This window comes from Phreatobacter sp., assembly GCF_027532945.1.
Taxonomy (GTDB): Bacteria; Pseudomonadota; Alphaproteobacteria; order Rhizobiales; family Phreatobacteraceae; genus Phreatobacter.
On sequence record NZ_JAPZTZ010000026.1, the window covers coordinates 44384 to 59196 of the forward strand.

The window sequence follows — 14813 nt, forward strand, 5'->3', positions numbered from 1 at the left end:
ACCCGGCCTCAGATGTGCACGAGGATCTTGCCGAAGACCTTTCGGCTCTCCAGCCGCTCCAGGGCCTCGGCGAAGCGGGCCACCGGCAGTTCGGTGTCGATGACCGGCGAGACGCCCGCCTCGATGCGCTTCAGGCCGTCGGCAATGGCGCGGATGGGGGCGCCGAAGGAGCCGAAGATCTTGTACTGCTGCTGGAACAGCTGCATCAGGTTCATGGAGATGGTGGCGCCCGAGGTGGCGCCGCAGGTCGCGAGGCGGCCGCCGCGCCGCAGGCAGAACAGCGACTGGTTGAAAGTGTCGGCGCCGGTGTGCTCGAAGACCACGTCGACGCCCATCTTCTTGGTGATCTTGCGGACGACGCCCTCGAAGCGCTCGGTGCGGTAGTTGATCGCATGGTCGGCGCCGATGGCCAGCGCCTTGGCCGCCTTGTCGTCGTCGCCCACCGTGGTGATGACGGTGCAGCCCATGGACTTCGCCAGCTTGATGGCGATGGTGCCGATGCCTGAGCCGCCGGCCTGGACGAGGACGGTCTCGCCGGGCTCGAGGCGGCAATTGTCGATGAGCATGTGCTCGACGGTGGAATAGGTGATGGGGGCGGTGGCGGCATCGCGCAGCGACACGCCGGCCGGCACCTTGAGCACGTGGCGGGCTTCCATGGTGACGTGCTCGCAGGCGAAGCCGTCGATGTGGAAGCCCATAATGCCCTGCACGTCGGTGCACAGGTTGTCCTGGCCACGCAGGCAGAACCGGCAGGTGCCGCAGGTCTTGGCGCCGAACATCACGACATGGTCGCCGGGGGCGAAGGCGGTGACGCCCTCGCCGATGCTCTCGATGGTGCCGGAGGCCTCGGCGCCGACGACGAGGGGCATCTTGCGCTTGGCGAAGGCCATGCCGCGGAAGCCCCAGACATCGATATGGTTCAGCGCCACGGCGGCGACGCGGATGCGCACCTCGCCCGGACCGGGGGCGGGGGCATCCTCGATCTCCTCGATGCGGAGGTCACGATCACCGTGAAGACGCAGGGCGCGCATGGCACGATCCTCAGGTTAAGGGGCGGGGGCGACATAGCCCCGCGGCCGGCCCTGTCAGCGGGCGGCCGAATGGAACCGCAGAGCGCCGCTGCCTAAAGGCCCCGGGCGGGATCGTCAAATCCGGCCCTGGTCCGCCGGGAGCGCGACGGTTGGTCGATCCTCCACAGGGTTGATGAGCCGGGCCTCGTCATCTATAGCAGCAGCGACCATTCGAGGCGCCCGCCGCGGGCGATGGCCTTGTCTTGCGCCACCGGTCATGAGCCGGCGGCCGCTCAGGAGTTAGCGCTACCATGTCGTCCACCTTCGAAACCGTCTCGAAGATCATCTCGGAAACCTGCGACATCCCGCTGGAGAAGATCACCCCCGAGAGCCACGCGATCGACGATCTCGGCATCGATTCGCTCGATTTCCTCGACATCGCCTTCGCCATCGACAAGGCCTTTGGCATCAAGCTGCCGCTCGAGAAGTGGACGCAGGAGGTCAACGAGGGCAAGGCGAAGACGGAGGACTACTTCGTTCTCGGCGCGCTCTGCGGCAAGATCGACGAACTGGTCGCCGCCAAGGGCGCGTGATCCGGCGCGTGAATCAGCGGGTGAATGGCCGCCGCAACGGCAGCCGTCTTCAGCTCCAGTCTGCATGACCGGCCGGGCCCCCCGGCCGGTTTCGTCTTCAAAAAACACCTCACAAAAGGCCCCGCACCCCTCGCGGCGCGGCAGAGAACGCCTCCGATGCGGCTCGAATATTTCCAGATGATCACCCGCGTCGTGGAGTTCGACGCCGAGAAGAAGACCCTCGTTGCCGCCGCCGACGTGCCGGCGGAGAGCCCGGTCTTCGAGGGCCATTTCCCCGGCTATCCGCTGCTGCCGGGGGTGCTGATGATCGAGGCCATGGCGCAGACCTCGGGCTGGCTCATCCTCGGCCTCAACCGGCTCACGGCGATGCCGTTCCTCGTCGGCACCAACACCACGAAGATGCGCGACTTCGTGAAGCCCTCGACGCCGCTCATGGTCCATGCCGAGCTCATCGGCGACGGCTCGGGCTATGCGGTCACCAAGGCTTTCATTACCCGTGAGGGCAAGCGCGTCGCGGAAGCCGAAATCAAGTTCGCGGTGAAGACCTTCCCCGATCCGAAATTCGCCGCGATGATCCGGGAATGGGGGGAACGCCTCCAGTTCCCGTTCGAGAAGCTGGATGCGGCCTGAAGGGAGTGCATGATGGCGATTGCCAGGGAACGTGAGGCCTGGATCACCGGGATCGGCCTCGTCTCGGCGCTCGGCGAGGGGCTCGACGCCCACTGGACCGCGCTCAACGGCGATCGCGACGCCTGGCTGAAGCTCGATTCGACCACCTATGCGCCCTACCAGGTCCACCCGGCCGTGCCGCTGGACCTCGCCAAGCAGATCCCCGACCGCGGCGACCGCCGTCAGATGGAGGGCTGGCAGCGCCTCGGCACCTATGCCGCGGGCCTCGCCCTCGACAATGCCGGTGTGAAGGGCGCTGACGACATCCTCAAGCGCATGCACATGATCGTCGCGGCCGGCGGCGGAGAGCGCGATTATGCCGTCGACGGGCAGGTCCTCTCGGGCCTTGCGGGTGCCAACGAGCCCGGCAAGTTCCTCAACGAGCGGCTGATGAACGATCTGCGTCCGACGCTGTTCCTCGCCCAGCTGTCGAACCTGCTCGCCGGCAACATCTCCATCGTCCACGGCGTCGTCGGCTCCTCCCGCACCTTCATGGGCGAGGAGATGGCAGGCGTCGACGCGGTGCGCGTGGCGCTCAACCGCTGCCATGCCGGCCAGGGCGACATCTTCCTCGTCGGCGGCGCCTATTCCGCGGAGCGGCCCGACACGATCCTGTATTTCGAACTCGGCCACATGAACTGGACCAAGCCCTGGGCTCCGGTCTGGGAGCGGCCGAAGGACGGCGGCGGCACGATTCTCGGGTCGGTCGGTGCCTTCCTCGTCATCGAGGCGCGCGAACATGCCGAGGCGCGCGGCGCCACGCCCATTGCACGGCTGTCGAAGGTCTCCTCCGACCGCACCCGCCGCAAGGACGGCGATGCCGAGCATACATTGGCGGTGCAGTGGAACGAGATCTCGCCCGGCCTCATCCCCGGCGCGACCGTGGTCGTCTCAGGCGCCACCGGTGTCTCCGAGGCCGTCGCCATCGAGCGTGACATTCTCGACCAGCGCCGCGTGCCGACGCGGGCCACCGGCTCGGTCATCGGCCACAGCGTCGAGGCGACCTTCCCGGCCAATGTTGCGCTGGCGGCCATGATGGTCCAGCGCGGCGAGGCCGTGCCGCCGGTCGGCGGATCGAAGGACGAAGCGAAGATGGCGCGCAAGGTGAAGCAGGCCGTGGTCACCTCGGTTGGCCACTGGCGCGGCGAGGGCATGGCCCTCGTCGAGGCGATCTGAGGAGGCGGACATGACCCAGATGAAGGACCGTCACGGCCGTCCCGTCGTCGTCGTCACTGGCATGGGCGTCGTCACCTCGCTCGGCCAGGGCAAGCAGGAGAACTGGGCGAAGCTGACCGCCGGCCAGTCGGGCATCCACACGATCACCCGCTTCCCCATCGAGGGCCTCAGGACCACCATCGCCGGCACGGTCGATTTCGTCCCCTTCGAGAACGCGCCCGACCTCACCACCAAGATGGCGGCGCTGGCCGGCGACGAGGCGGTGGCGGAAGCCGGCATCGCGCTTGGCGCCTTCCCCGGGCCGCTCTTCCTCGGCATGCCGCCGGTGGAGCTGGAATGGCCGCAGCGCCAGGCCATTGCTGCGGCCTCCGGCAAGACCGCCGACATCACATACACGGACATTCTGAAGGGCGCGGCGGCGAAGGATTTCTCCGCCATGCAGACGCGCTTCCTGTTCGGCTCGGTCTCCGACCAGCTGGCCGACCGCTTCGGCACCAAGGGCGCGCCGATCTCGATCTCCACCGCCTGCGCCACCGGCGCAACCGCCATCCAGCTCGCCGTCGAGGCCATCCGCCGCGGCGAGACCGGGGCGGCGCTGGTGGTCAGCGCCGACGGCTCGGCCAACCAGGAATCGCTGGTGCGCTTCTCGCTGCTCTCGGCGCTCTCCACCCGCAACGATGATCCGACCGGCGCGGCCCGGCCCTTCTCCAAGGACCGTGACGGCTTCGTCATGGCCGAGGGCGCCGGCGCGCTGGTGCTGGAATCCTACGAGCACGCCAAGGCGCGCGGCGCCACCATCCTCGGCGTTGTCGAGGGCTGCGGCGAGATGGCCGACAGCTTCCACCGCACCCGCTCCAGCCCGGACGGCGCGCCGATCATCGGCTGCATCCAGAACGCGCTCGAGGATGCCGGCGTGACGCCTGCCGACGTGCAGTATGTCAACGCCCATGGCACCTCGACGCCCGAGAACGACAAGATGGAATATGTCGGCCTCGCCGCCGTCTTCGGCGAACATCTCGCCGGCATCGCGGTGTCGTCGAACAAGTCGATGATCGGCCACACGCTGTCGGCCGCCGGCGCCATCGAGGCGGTGTTCACGCTGATGACGATCAACAGCGGCGTCATCCCGCCGACCATCAATCACACGGAAGCCGACCCGGCGATCAAGCTCGACCTGGTGCCGAACACGGCGCGCAAGGCCAAGGTGACGCGGGCCATCTCCAGTTCCTTCGGCTTCGGCGGGCAGAATGTCTGCCTCGTTCTCGCCGCGGAGCCGACTTGATGGGACGCGTCCTCGTCACCGGCGGCGCCAAGGGCATGGGCGCCGCTATCGTCCGGGCGGTGGTGGCCGCCGGCCATGACGTCACCTTCACGGTGCGCTCCTCGGGCGATGCGGCCAATGCCCTTGTCGCCGAGCTCAAGGCGGCTCATCCGGACCGCGACGTGGCGGTGGCGACCCTCGACCTTGCCGACAAGGCGGCGGTCGATGCCTTCTGCGCCGAGCTCGAGAAGAGCGAGGCGCTCTATGGCCTCGTCCATAATGCCGGCCAGCCCTATGACCAGCTCGCCGCGGTCATGGACCAGGCCAAGGCCGAGGCGGTCATGCAGATCAACTTCTTCGCCTTCACGCGGCTGGTGAACGCCGCGGTGCGGCCGATGATGCGGGCCCGCACCGGCCGTATCGTTGCCATCGGCTCGGTGACGGCGGAGCGCTCCAACCAGGGCAATGCCGCCTATGGCGCCTCCAAGGCGGCGCTTGCGGCCTATTGCCGGACGCTGGCCATCGAGAGCGCCAAACGCGGCGTGTCGGTCAATGTCGTGGCGCCGGGCTTCGTCGACACCGACATGATGGCGAAATATGCCGACTACCGCGAGACGATGGAGAAGCAGATCCCCGCTGGCCGCTTCGCGCGGCCTGAGGAGATCGGCGGCCTTGTCGCCTATCTCCTGTCGCCGCTCGCCGGCTACCTGACGGGCGCGACCATCAGCATGGACGGAGGCCTGACCGCCTCGATGGGTCTGCAACGCTGAGCGCGGGGGCGGGGGTGTCATGAGCACGGCCTCGACACCGCCCGCGCCGCGGCGCCACTCGCTTCTGTCGGGCGCCTGGGCCTGGCTCCTCGCCACCATCAACGACATCAACCGGCCGGCCTGGCTCTACCTCCCGGTCCTCGGCTTCCTGCCGATGACCTTCGGCAGCACCGCCACCTTCTTCTGGTTCGGCGCCTGCATCTATGTCGGCCTGGTCTTTCTGGCCCGCCGCATCACCTGGGTCTGGCCGCCGACCACGGCCTTCGCCTGCCTCGTGGCGCTCGGCTATTTCGCCGTGACGATCATCTCGCCGCTGGCCTTCGCCAATCCTGTTGCCGGCTGGATGGATGTCGGCACGGCCCTGCATTTCCTCACCGTGGTGATGCTGATCGGAACGCTGGTCCAGACGCCGAAGGTCGATGTCTTCGCCCTCTTCCTCAACGGCATCCGGGCCGCCTGCATCGTCGCCCTCGGCCATGCGCTGGTTCAGGTCTTCCTGTTCGGCCATCCCCGCGCCACCGCCGGCATGGCCAATGCCATCCCCTTCGGTGACACGGCGATGATGAGCGCCGGCCTCGCCATGGTGGGCTTCCAGCGCCTGTCCCGCCCGATGCGGGTCTTCGCGCTGGCCGCCTTCGCCTCGGGCATCGCCGCCACGCTGCTCTCCCAGACCCGCGGCGCGCTGGTGGCGCTGCCGCTGGTCGTCCTCGTCGTCACGGTCCATCTCTGGCCGATGATCCGCAGGCGGCTGTGGCAGGCCGGGCTCGTCGCGGCGGTTCTCGTTGCCGCTCTCTTCGTCTTCGCCGTTCAGATGAAGGTGCCGCAGCGGATCGACCAGGTGCGTGCTGCCCTCGAGGCCGAGGACATCATCCGCCACCGGGACGCCTCCACCGCCCATCGCGTTATCCTCTGGAGCTACGGCCTCGACGTCTTCCTCGACAATCCGGTGATCGGCGTCGGCAGCCAGAACGCCGTCGAGGAGGTGCGCCGGCGCGCCGCCGCGGACGGCTACCGCGTGCCGCCCTACCGCCATCTGCACAACGAGTTCATCTCGACGGCTGTCGGCCGCGGGGTGATCGGCCTCATCGTGCTTCTCGCGCTGCTCGCGGCACCGATCATCATCGCGGTGGAATCGGCGCGGGACGAGAGGCGCGCCGACCGCGTCGCCTTCGCCATCCTGTTGTCCGGCTCCTATGCGCTGTTCGGGCTGACCAACCTGCTGTTCAGCCATGACCAGACCAACACGGTCTTCGTCGCCTGCTACCTGATCCTCGCGGCGGCAGCTCACCAGTCGCGGGTGGGGCTCACCCGCTTCGAGCGGCCGTTCCTCGGGGTGCCGCCGCGCGGCTGAACCGCGGCGTTGACCATGCCGAGCGAAGGTTGTGGCGCGCCGTGCCGCCAGCGGCTAGGTCAAGGGCGTCCATGCTGAGCGTAGTGTGAAGGATTTGCGTCCAATGGCGAAGCAAAGGCTGATCGTTCCGGTGATCCTGTCGGGCGGTGCCGGTACCCGCCTGTGGCCCGCGTCGCGCGAGGCCTATCCGAAGCAGTTCCTGCCGCTGCTGGGCGCCCGCTCGACCTTCGAGGAGACGCTGGCGCGCGTCGCCGACCGCACCATCTTCGCTGACCCGATCATCGTCACCGGCGAGGATTTCCGCTTCCTCGTCGCTGACCAGCTCTCCCGCGCCGGCACGGCCGGCCGCATCGTGCTGGAGCCGATGCGCCGCGATTCCGGCCCGGCCATCGCGGTGGCCGCGGAACTCGCCGCCGCCGCCGATCCGGAGGCCGTGCTGCTGGTGCTCGCCGCCGACCATCTCGTCACCGATGCGGGGGCCTTCGCCGCCACCGCCGCCGCCGGCCTTGCGGCCGCGGAAGCCGGCGCGCTCGTCACCTTCGGCATCACGCCGTCCCATCCAGCGACCGGCTACGGCTATATCCGGCCGGGCGACCTCATGGACGGCCGCGTGCGCATGGTCGCCGCCTTCGTGGAGAAGCCGGACGACGAGACCGCGACGCGGTTCCTCGCCGAGGGCTATCTCTGGAATTCCGGCAATTTCCTCTTCCGCGCCGATGTGTTCCTCGCCGAGCTCGCGGGCTTCGAGCCCGCCATCGCCGCGGCCGCCAAGGCGGTCGCCTCGACCATCGCGGTCGACCAGGTCGGCAATCTCTCCTTCGAGCGGATCGATCGCGACGCCTTCGCCGCTTCGCCCGCCAAGTCGGTGGACTATGCCGTGATGGAGCGGACCGACCGCGCCGCCGTCATCGCTGCCGACTATGCCTGGTCCGATCTCGGTTCCTGGGACGCGCTCTGGGCCATGGCCGAGAAGGACGAGGCCGGCAATGCCGTGCGCGGCGCCGTGTCCCTCGCCGGCACGCGCAATTCCTATGTCGCCAGCGACGACGTCCACACCGCGGTGATCGGACTCGAGGATGTCGCGGTGGTCGCCACCAAGGATGCCGTGCTGGTCGCCAGGCGCTCGGTTGCGGGTGAGCTCAAGACCCTGGTCGCGGACCTTCGCGCTTCCGATGACACCCGCCGTCTCGCCGACGAGCATCGCAAGGTGCTGCGCCCCTGGGGCTCCTATGAGAGCGTCGATCGCGGCGAGCGTTTCCAGGTGAAGCGCATCGTGGTGAAGCCCGGCGCGCGCCTGTCGCTGCAGAAGCATTTCCACCGCGCCGAGCACTGGATCGTGGTGAAGGGCACCGCCACCGTCGAGGTGGATGCGGAAACGAAGATCGTGCGCGAGAACGAGAACGTCTACATCCCGCTCGGCGCCTGGCACCGCCTCGCCAACGAGGGCAAGATCCCGCTGGAGCTGATCGAGGTCCAGTCGGGCGGCTATCTCGGCGAGGACGACATCGTCCGCAGCCAGGACGATTACAAGCGCGTCTGATCGCCGGCGGCGAGGACGAGGCGCGCCAGGCCGTCGCCCGAGGGCTCCACCGGCCTCCAGCCGAGGGCGCGCAGCGCGCCATCGTCGACGATGAGATCCCCGGCGAGCTGACGGGCCATGCCGGGCGCCAGCGTTGCGAGCAGCCTCGTCGCGAAGGGCAGGGCGAACAGGCCCGGCGGCCGGCCGAGCGCAGCCCGCATGGCCGTGACCATGTCCCCCACCGTCAAAGGCGCCCCATCGGCCAGATGGAAGGCACGGCCCTTCGCATCCGGATGATCGATGAGACAGACGACGGCCGCGGCCAGGTTCACGTCCGAAACGACGGAGCGACGTCCCGCGAGACCGGCCAGCGGCAGCGGGACCGGCCAGCGCGCCGCGCGGGCGAGGCGGGCCATATTGCCTCTGGCGCCGGCGCCATGGACGACCGGCGGACGCAGGATCATGGCGCCGGGGAAGGCCGCGGCGACCTCGTCTTCCCCCGCACGTTTCGACCGGCCATAGGCGTCGGTGGGCGTGGCGGCGATATCCTCGGCAAGGGGTGCGGGCGCTGAGGCCCCGGAAATGGCGCGGATCGAGGAGACGAGCAGGAAGGCGCTGACACCGCGGGCCCGCGCCGCCGCGGCGAGGCGCGCTGCGCCCGTGGCGTTGACCGCCATCAGCGCGGCCTCGTCGAGGCCGGCCGGCTGATGGGCAAGGCCTGCGGCGTGGACGATGACCTCCATGCCGGCGCAGAGCGGCCCGAAATCGGACGGTCCTGAGAGATCCGGCAGGGCAGCCGGTTCGACCTTGCCCAGCAGGCTGCGCGGCAGCGGTCCGCGCGCCGCGGCGCGCACCGCATGGCCCTCAGCCGCCAGTCGCGTTGCGATGGCCGCGCCGACGAAGCCGCTGGCGCCGGTGACGAGCACCTTCATGGGCGAGGCGTCCGGCGCAGCCAGCCGATGACCGGCGCCAGCACCCAGGCAAGGCCGATGGCGAGGCAGCCGACGCTGACGATCGCCTGGTCGGCGAGGATGGCGGTGACGGCCAGCACGGCGCAGGCGAGCGAGACCAGCGCCACCGTCAGCGCGACGCGGGGTGCGGTCATGCCCGTATCGACCGCGCGCTGATAGGCATGGTCGCGATGCGGTTCGGTGAGGCGGCGGCCAGCAAGCCAGCGGCGGATCAGCGTCAGCCCGCCATCGGTGAGCGGATAGAGCACCATGAGCAGTGCCGCCGACGGATGGCCGGCCAGGGCGATGAGGATCGCGAGCCAGCCGAGGGCGAGGCCAAGCGGCAGGGCGCCGGCATCGCCGAGGAAGATGCGGGCGGGGTGGCGATTCGACGGCCAGAAGCCAAGCGTCGCGCCGAGCAGGGCGGCGGCGAGCAACGCGACCACAGGGCCGAGCGGCAGGAGCAGCCCTGCGATCAGCGCCACGGCTAGTCCCGGCACAGCGTGTGCGACGGTGATCTCGTCGATGCCGTCGACAAAGTTCACGACATTGACCATGGCGACGAGGGCGAACAGCGCCGCGGCGCGCTCGGCCCAGAACAGCGCCGGGAGCGCGAGGCTCGCGCTCGTGGGAAGTGCTGCGACGGCGATCGCCGCGGCGACGACCTGGCCCGCAAGCTTCGCTCGCCAGGGCAGGGGGGCCATGTCGTCCCAGAGCCCGAGCAGGCAGGCCATGGCAAGGGCGAGGGCGGGAAGGACAAGGGGCGACAGCGGCAGCGCCGTCAGAGCAGAGGCCACGAGGGCCGTCGCGAGGGCTGCCACCACCACCGCCAGCCCGGCGCCCTGCGGCGTCGGCACCCGGTGCGATGAGCGGGCCTCGGCGAAAGCGAGGGCCCGGTGCCGCAGCCATGGCATCAGCGCGGCGATGCCCGCGGCGCTGAGCAGGGCGGCAGCGGCGAGGATCGCCGCAAGGAGGAGCAAGGATGGAGAAATCGCCGATCGTCCCGTCGCTGCGTCGATCCTGCGATTAGAGCATTTCGGCGCGGGATTGAATGCCCCCGTGGGGTCGTCTGTTGTGGGCGGGCCATCCGACGGCCACGAAGGGTCCTTAACCAACTCGCAGGGCGCAGCGTGTTAAAAAGGGGATGCTGGCTGTGCAAGTAGGGGCCGTCGCCCGGCCTGAGCGTGATGGAATGACCATGGCCGACGTGTCCTCCCAAGCAGCAGCCGGCGCTTTCAGACGTCGCGGGTTTTTCGTGCTCGGCATGCACCGCAGCGGAACGTCCGTTGCCGCCGGAGTTCTGTCGCTGCTCGGGATCACACCGCCGTCGACGCCGATGCCGTCGACCCCCGACAATCCCAAGGGCTATTTCGAGTCGCGCAAGCTCCAGCGCTTCCACGACCTCGTGCTCGCCGATCTCGGCTCCCGCTGGGACGACTGGCGCAGTATCGATGAGGCACGCAGCCACTCCCCCGGTGCTGACGACATTTTCGCTCGTGCTGTCGAACTGCTGAAGAGCGAGTTCCTGCACGCCCATGCCTTCGTGCTCAAGGATCCGCGCGTCTGCCGAATTCCGGGTCTTTGGCTGGAGGTCTTCCAGGCCTGCGCAGTGGCGCCGTACGTGATCCTGCCCTTCCGCCATCCCGAGGAGGTCGCGGGCTCGCTGGCCCGGCGCGACGGCATGGCGATGGACAAGGCGCTGCTGATCTGGCTGCGCCATGTGATCGATGCGGAGCGCTTGTCGCGCGGCTGCCTGCGTGCCGCCCTCGACATGGACGAAGTGTTGGCCGACTGGCGCGGCGCCTTCGCTCGTATCGGCGAGCAGTTGAGCGCTGACTGGAACCAAGAGATGGCCGCCGCGGGTGCCGCCATCGACGCCTTCGTCGATCCGGTGCTGCGCAGCGTCCGGCGAGCGCCCGAGGCCCAGCCGGGCCTGCTCCTGGGGCTGGCGCGAGACGCTTATGCTGCCATGGTGGCGCTGCGGAGCGATCCCCAGGATGTCGCTGCCATCATAGCGTTGGACGGCATCGGATCGCGCCTCGACAGCCTCGCGGCGCTGATAGACGCCGGGCCGGGCGCCGCCCCCGCGGTTGAGCCAGGTCTGGTTGCCGAGGCGGCGCGGATCGCCGGGCAGATCGGAGCGCGACCGGCGCCGGCTATTGTCGATCCCGTCGCGCGGCGTCTCAGCCTTGTCGCCGCGCTCAATGCCGACCGCCTCGCCTGGCTTACCGAAACGATCGATGACATGGCGCGCGCGGGCGCCGTGCAGCGGGCGCAGATCGCCGAACTGGCAGGCCGCGAACCGGCTGCGCTGGAGGCGGTCGGCCAGGCGGCGCAGGTCCAGGCGCTCAAGCGCGAGCGAGATGCACTGGCGGAGCGTTGCGCAGCGCTCGAATCGGATCTCGCGGCCGCCACCGCAGACGCTTCCCGCCGGCAGGTCGAGCAGGAGACCTGCGAGGCCGCCCTGCTCGACGTGCTGGAGCGCCACGCCGCGCTGGAGCGGCGGTACGAGGAGCTCGAGCGGCGCATCGGCGAGGCAGAGCCCCGGCGGGGTGCGCTGATCAGGCGGCTGACGGGGGAGTAGGAGTCAGGGCGTGTTGCGGCGGTACACTTGGGAAGTCTGAGTATTTCCCGCGAGAATAGGAACCCGGAAACTCCCTCAAGATCCGCGATTTTCCGTTGGGGAATCGGTCATATTGGCCTACACGCTCTTTCGGGCATTAAGCTTCCGGTTCTTGGCGGTAATATGATCAGGCCCTACAACATTGCGGGACATTGGCCGCTGATCTTGAGTATCGGCATTGCATATACCGCTTTGGCTGGTGCAAGTCCTATCACATTACAGATGTTCCAAGGCTACGATGACGGTCTTTTTCTAAGGACCGCTCTCGCTCTAGCGCAGGGGCGCTGGCTGGGTGCGTATGATCAATTTACACTTGTGAAAGCTCCATTCTATTCAATCTTTATATATTTCAATAGCTTTACAGGGATTCCATTTAATATCTCAGAGTGCGTTCTTTTTTGTTGCGTCATTGCTTTTTTCGCATCTTGTCGTTGTTTATTTGTTTAAACGCTTTGTTCCGGCCTTTTATTTAATTCTAATTTTCTTGCTGTCGAGTCCGATGTTGTACATTTATAGATCGCGGCTGTTACGGGATTTTTTCTACGAATCTATGACCTTGTTCGTTCTTGCTGGTGTTGTTGTTTTTTGTTTCGGTCAGCGGCGCTCGGCTGGCGCAGTGCTCCTAGGATTGGCACTTTTCGTGTTTGCGATGACGCGAGAAGAGGCCATTTGGATTGCCCCTCTTCTCGTGCTGTTTGCTTGGCGCATTTTGCACGACTTAAGAACTTTGGGGCTGCGTGCTGCCTTAACCAGCACGGGTCTCGTAGTGCTGATGGGGCTAACGTTCATGCTGGCAATGGAGGTCTACAAGTCTGTGAACCAGCGAGTATACGGAGCCCGGATCGCGATCGAAATGACAACAGACCCCTTTCAATCCGCCATGCGGGAGTTGCAACGGGTTGGTGCGGTTTATGACCTTCCATTTGTTCCCGTTCCTCGGTCCGCTCGGCTTGCGATCTATGCTGTCAGTCCTAACTTCGCGACACTCATGCCCCACTTGGAGGGGCCGGCCAACCAAGTGACATGCTCGCTTCTCCCTGCCACATGCGGAGACATCGCGGGGGGATGGTTCATGTGGGCGCTGCGGGACGCGGCCGCGAAGGCTGGCCACCATCGATCAGCCGTCGCGGCTGGTGAATTTTATGCAAGGGTCGCATCGGACGTGCGTGCTGCGTGTTCGGACGGGCGATTGACTTGCTCCGCCGCTATGTTGCCGCTGATACCGCACATCCCGGAAAGCCAGTTAAGGTTGGTTCCCGGCTTGCTGGTCAAGAGCCTCCGTCTCGTGGGTTATCTTGATGGCTTCCGCTACGCGCCGACCGCAAGTGTCCCTAACGATTCGGATCGCGACGTTCTAGCGGTGCTCAACTATCCCGTCATCGTCGGCCCGGACGGCGCGATCCAGATGTCGAGTACACGCCAGCAATTGTTTGAGGTATGGCGATCCATCGTTGTTGGGAATGCCTATGCGCTCAGATGGGTTCTTCCCTTTTCGCTTGTCGTCTTCCTCCTGTGCTTTGTCTTCGATCGGTCGCGGCTATCTAATCACTAGTATCTGTGATTGTTTTAGTCGCTTCCAGTCGTATAGTGATCATTGTGATAGTCGACATTTCATCGTTTCCGGCCGTTTATTACCCACGCTTCTCGCTGATAAATTTGCTGATTAGCCTCGCTGCAGCGTTGGCTTTGTCGCAGGCCCTGGTTCTGATCTTCGAAAAAATTGGTTGGGAACGAACGGCAAGTTTGAGCGCCGTTCCGCCTGTCGGAGGTCTTAGTTAGCCATGGCGATCGAACTGACGATCCTGATGCCCTGTCTCAACGAAGCCGAGACGCTCGCGACTTGCATTCGCAAGGCGCGCGGCTTTCTGGATCGAGCCGGCATCGCAGGGGAAGTGCTCGTTGCGGACAACGGCTCCACGGACGGCTCGCGGGAAATTGCCGTGCGCGAAGGTGCTCGGGTTGTACCGGTAAGCCAGCGAGGCTATGGGTCCGCGCTGCAGGGGGGCATCGATGCTGCGGCTGGCCAGTACGTAATCATGGGCGACGCCGACGACTCGTATGATTTCGATAACCTTAGCCCATTTGTGGAGGAACTTCGGAACGGTAATGACCTTGTCATGGGCAATCGGTTTCGTGGCGGGATCGAGGCGGGTGCAATGCCCTTTTTGCACCGCTACCTAGGGAATCCGGTCCTTAGCTTCCTTGGACGGCTGTTTTTCCGAGTGCCTGCCGGTGATTTCCATTGCGGACTGCGGGGTTTTTCACGCGATCGCATACGAGCTCTCAATTTGACGACGACCGGTATGGAGTTCGCATCAGAAATGGTCGTGCGAGCAGCTTTAGCGCAGTACCGGATTGCTGAAGTGCCAACAACTCTTCGACCTGACGGTTGAAGTCGGCCTCCACACTTGCGGACCTGGCGCGATGGCTGGCGCCATTTGAGCTTCTTGCTGATGTATAGCCCTCGCTGGTTATTCCTCTATCCAGGCGCTGCATTGCTCGTTCTGGGGGTTGTTGGTGCGGCTATACTGTTCCCCGGGCCAGTTAAACTGGAGGGAATAAGTTTCGACGTCCATTCTTTGATTGTTGCCTGCATTGCAATCATCGTAGGACTTCAAAGCATAAGCTTCTCACTGATTGCGCGGAAATTCGCGACATCCCAAGGGCTCATGCCGCCGTCGGAACGGTTCGCCGGGCTGCTGGATGCTTTCACCCTGGAGCGGTTGCTCATTGGCGGAATTGGGTTCGTCATGACGTTGCCCCCAGTTTCTATCCAGCCTTGAGTTCGTCCCGGCGGTTGGTTTGGCCCTGTCGGGCGGGTTGAGCGGCGTGGGCAGACGCGTAGCTATTCACGTTGCGTAGCGTCTGATCCCGCCGCGGGTGGAACGTCG

13 protein-coding genes are annotated in these 14813 nt (G+C 66.4%); 10 read left to right on the top strand and 3 right to left on the bottom strand.

The features are described from left to right. Positions 1–8: 8 nt before the first annotated feature. Complete coding sequence (locus tag O9344_RS17525) at positions 9–1031, bottom strand: zinc-binding dehydrogenase (RefSeq protein ID WP_298480376.1); 1023 nt, start codon at positions 1029–1031, stop codon at positions 9–11. Between the two features lie 290 nt (positions 1032–1321). Here O9344_RS17525 and O9344_RS17530 point away from each other — a divergent pair, with 290 nt between their 5' ends. The 7 genes from O9344_RS17530 to O9344_RS17560 all read left to right on the top strand — a co-directional run bounded on the left by O9344_RS17530 (position 1322) and on the right by O9344_RS17560 (position 8370). Further along, positions 1322–1603: an acyl carrier protein gene (locus tag O9344_RS17530; protein WP_106748888.1), complete on the top strand. Its 282-nt coding sequence runs from the start codon at positions 1322–1324 to the stop codon at positions 1601–1603. A gap of 156 nt (positions 1604–1759) precedes the next feature. After that, a complete protein-coding gene (locus tag O9344_RS17535) occupies positions 1760–2233 on the top strand; it encodes a 3-hydroxyacyl-ACP dehydratase FabZ family protein (protein WP_298480379.1) in 474 nt (157 codons plus the stop codon). A gap of 12 nt (positions 2234–2245) precedes the next feature. Further along, on the top strand, positions 2246–3448 hold the full coding sequence (locus O9344_RS17540; protein WP_298480381.1) for a beta-ketoacyl-ACP synthase: 1203 nt from the start codon (positions 2246–2248) through the stop codon (positions 3446–3448). Between the two features lie 10 nt (positions 3449–3458). Beyond that, complete coding sequence (locus tag O9344_RS17545) at positions 3459–4730, top strand: beta-ketoacyl-ACP synthase (RefSeq protein WP_298480383.1); 1272 nt, start codon at positions 3459–3461, stop codon at positions 4728–4730. Continuing rightward, complete coding sequence (locus O9344_RS17550; RefSeq protein WP_298480385.1) at positions 4730–5479, top strand: SDR family NAD(P)-dependent oxidoreductase; 750 nt, start codon at positions 4730–4732, stop codon at positions 5477–5479. Before O9344_RS17545 ends, O9344_RS17550 begins: the two co-directional genes overlap by 1 nt. Before the next feature lie 19 nt (positions 5480–5498). After that, entirely contained in the window at positions 5499–6830 is a 1332-nt protein-coding gene (locus O9344_RS17555) for an O-antigen ligase family protein (RefSeq protein ID WP_298480387.1), read from the top strand. 103 nt (positions 6831–6933) lie between these two features. Then, a complete protein-coding gene (locus O9344_RS17560; protein ID WP_298480389.1) occupies positions 6934–8370 on the top strand; it encodes a mannose-1-phosphate guanylyltransferase/mannose-6-phosphate isomerase in 1437 nt (478 codons plus the stop codon). On the opposite strand, the gene O9344_RS17565 is transcribed toward O9344_RS17560, so the two are convergent. Together O9344_RS17565 and O9344_RS17570 are read right to left on the bottom strand one after the other, a co-directional pair. Continuing rightward, on the bottom strand, positions 8355–9281 hold the full coding sequence (locus O9344_RS17565) for an NAD-dependent epimerase/dehydratase family protein (protein WP_298480392.1): 927 nt from the start codon (positions 9279–9281) through the stop codon (positions 8355–8357). The two genes, O9344_RS17560 and O9344_RS17565, sit on opposite strands and share 16 nt — an antisense overlap. Continuing rightward, complete coding sequence (locus O9344_RS17570; protein WP_298480394.1) at positions 9278–10279, bottom strand: glycosyl transferase; 1002 nt, start codon at positions 10277–10279, stop codon at positions 9278–9280. Before O9344_RS17570 ends, O9344_RS17565 begins: the two co-directional genes overlap by 4 nt. Before the next feature lie 218 nt (positions 10280–10497). Here O9344_RS17570 and O9344_RS17575 point away from each other — a divergent pair, with 218 nt between their 5' ends. From O9344_RS17575 to O9344_RS17585, 3 genes are all read left to right on the top strand, one after another. Beyond that, on the top strand, positions 10498–11883 hold the full coding sequence (locus O9344_RS17575; protein ID WP_298480396.1) for a hypothetical protein: 1386 nt from the start codon (positions 10498–10500) through the stop codon (positions 11881–11883). Positions 11884–12472: 589 nt separating this feature from the next. Next, entirely contained in the window at positions 12473–13474 is a 1002-nt protein-coding gene (locus O9344_RS17580) for a hypothetical protein (RefSeq protein WP_298480398.1), read from the top strand. A gap of 229 nt (positions 13475–13703) precedes the next feature. Next, positions 13704–14315: a glycosyltransferase family 2 protein gene (locus tag O9344_RS17585; RefSeq protein ID WP_298480400.1), complete on the top strand. Its 612-nt coding sequence runs from the start codon at positions 13704–13706 to the stop codon at positions 14313–14315. Positions 14316–14813: the final 498 nt, after the last annotated feature.

Excerpts from the sequence above, each read along its gene's own strand:
- O9344_RS17525 (WP_298480376.1), bottom strand. The coding sequence starts at position 1,031 with ATGCGCGCCCTGCGTCTTCACGGTGATCGTGACCTCCGCATCGAGGAG.
- O9344_RS17530 (WP_106748888.1), top strand. The coding sequence starts at position 1,322 with ATGTCGTCCACCTTCGAAACCGTCTCGAAGATCATCTCGGAAACCTGC.
- O9344_RS17535 (WP_298480379.1), top strand. The coding sequence starts at position 1,760 with ATGCGGCTCGAATATTTCCAGATGATCACCCGCGTCGTGGAGTTCGAC.
- O9344_RS17540 (WP_298480381.1), top strand. The coding sequence starts at position 2,246 with ATGGCGATTGCCAGGGAACGTGAGGCCTGGATCACCGGGATCGGCCTC.
- O9344_RS17545 (WP_298480383.1), top strand. The coding sequence starts at position 3,459 with ATGACCCAGATGAAGGACCGTCACGGCCGTCCCGTCGTCGTCGTCACT.
- O9344_RS17550 (WP_298480385.1), top strand. The coding sequence starts at position 4,730 with ATGGGACGCGTCCTCGTCACCGGCGGCGCCAAGGGCATGGGCGCCGCT.
- O9344_RS17555 (WP_298480387.1), top strand. The coding sequence starts at position 5,499 with ATGAGCACGGCCTCGACACCGCCCGCGCCGCGGCGCCACTCGCTTCTG.
- O9344_RS17560 (WP_298480389.1), top strand. The coding sequence starts at position 6,934 with ATGGCGAAGCAAAGGCTGATCGTTCCGGTGATCCTGTCGGGCGGTGCC.
- O9344_RS17565 (WP_298480392.1), bottom strand. The coding sequence starts at position 9,281 with ATGAAGGTGCTCGTCACCGGCGCCAGCGGCTTCGTCGGCGCGGCCATC.
- O9344_RS17575 (WP_298480396.1), top strand. The coding sequence starts at position 10,498 with ATGGCCGACGTGTCCTCCCAAGCAGCAGCCGGCGCTTTCAGACGTCGC.
- O9344_RS17580 (WP_298480398.1), top strand. The coding sequence starts at position 12,473 with ATGACCTTGTTCGTTCTTGCTGGTGTTGTTGTTTTTTGTTTCGGTCAG.
- O9344_RS17585 (WP_298480400.1), top strand. The coding sequence starts at position 13,704 with ATGGCGATCGAACTGACGATCCTGATGCCCTGTCTCAACGAAGCCGAG.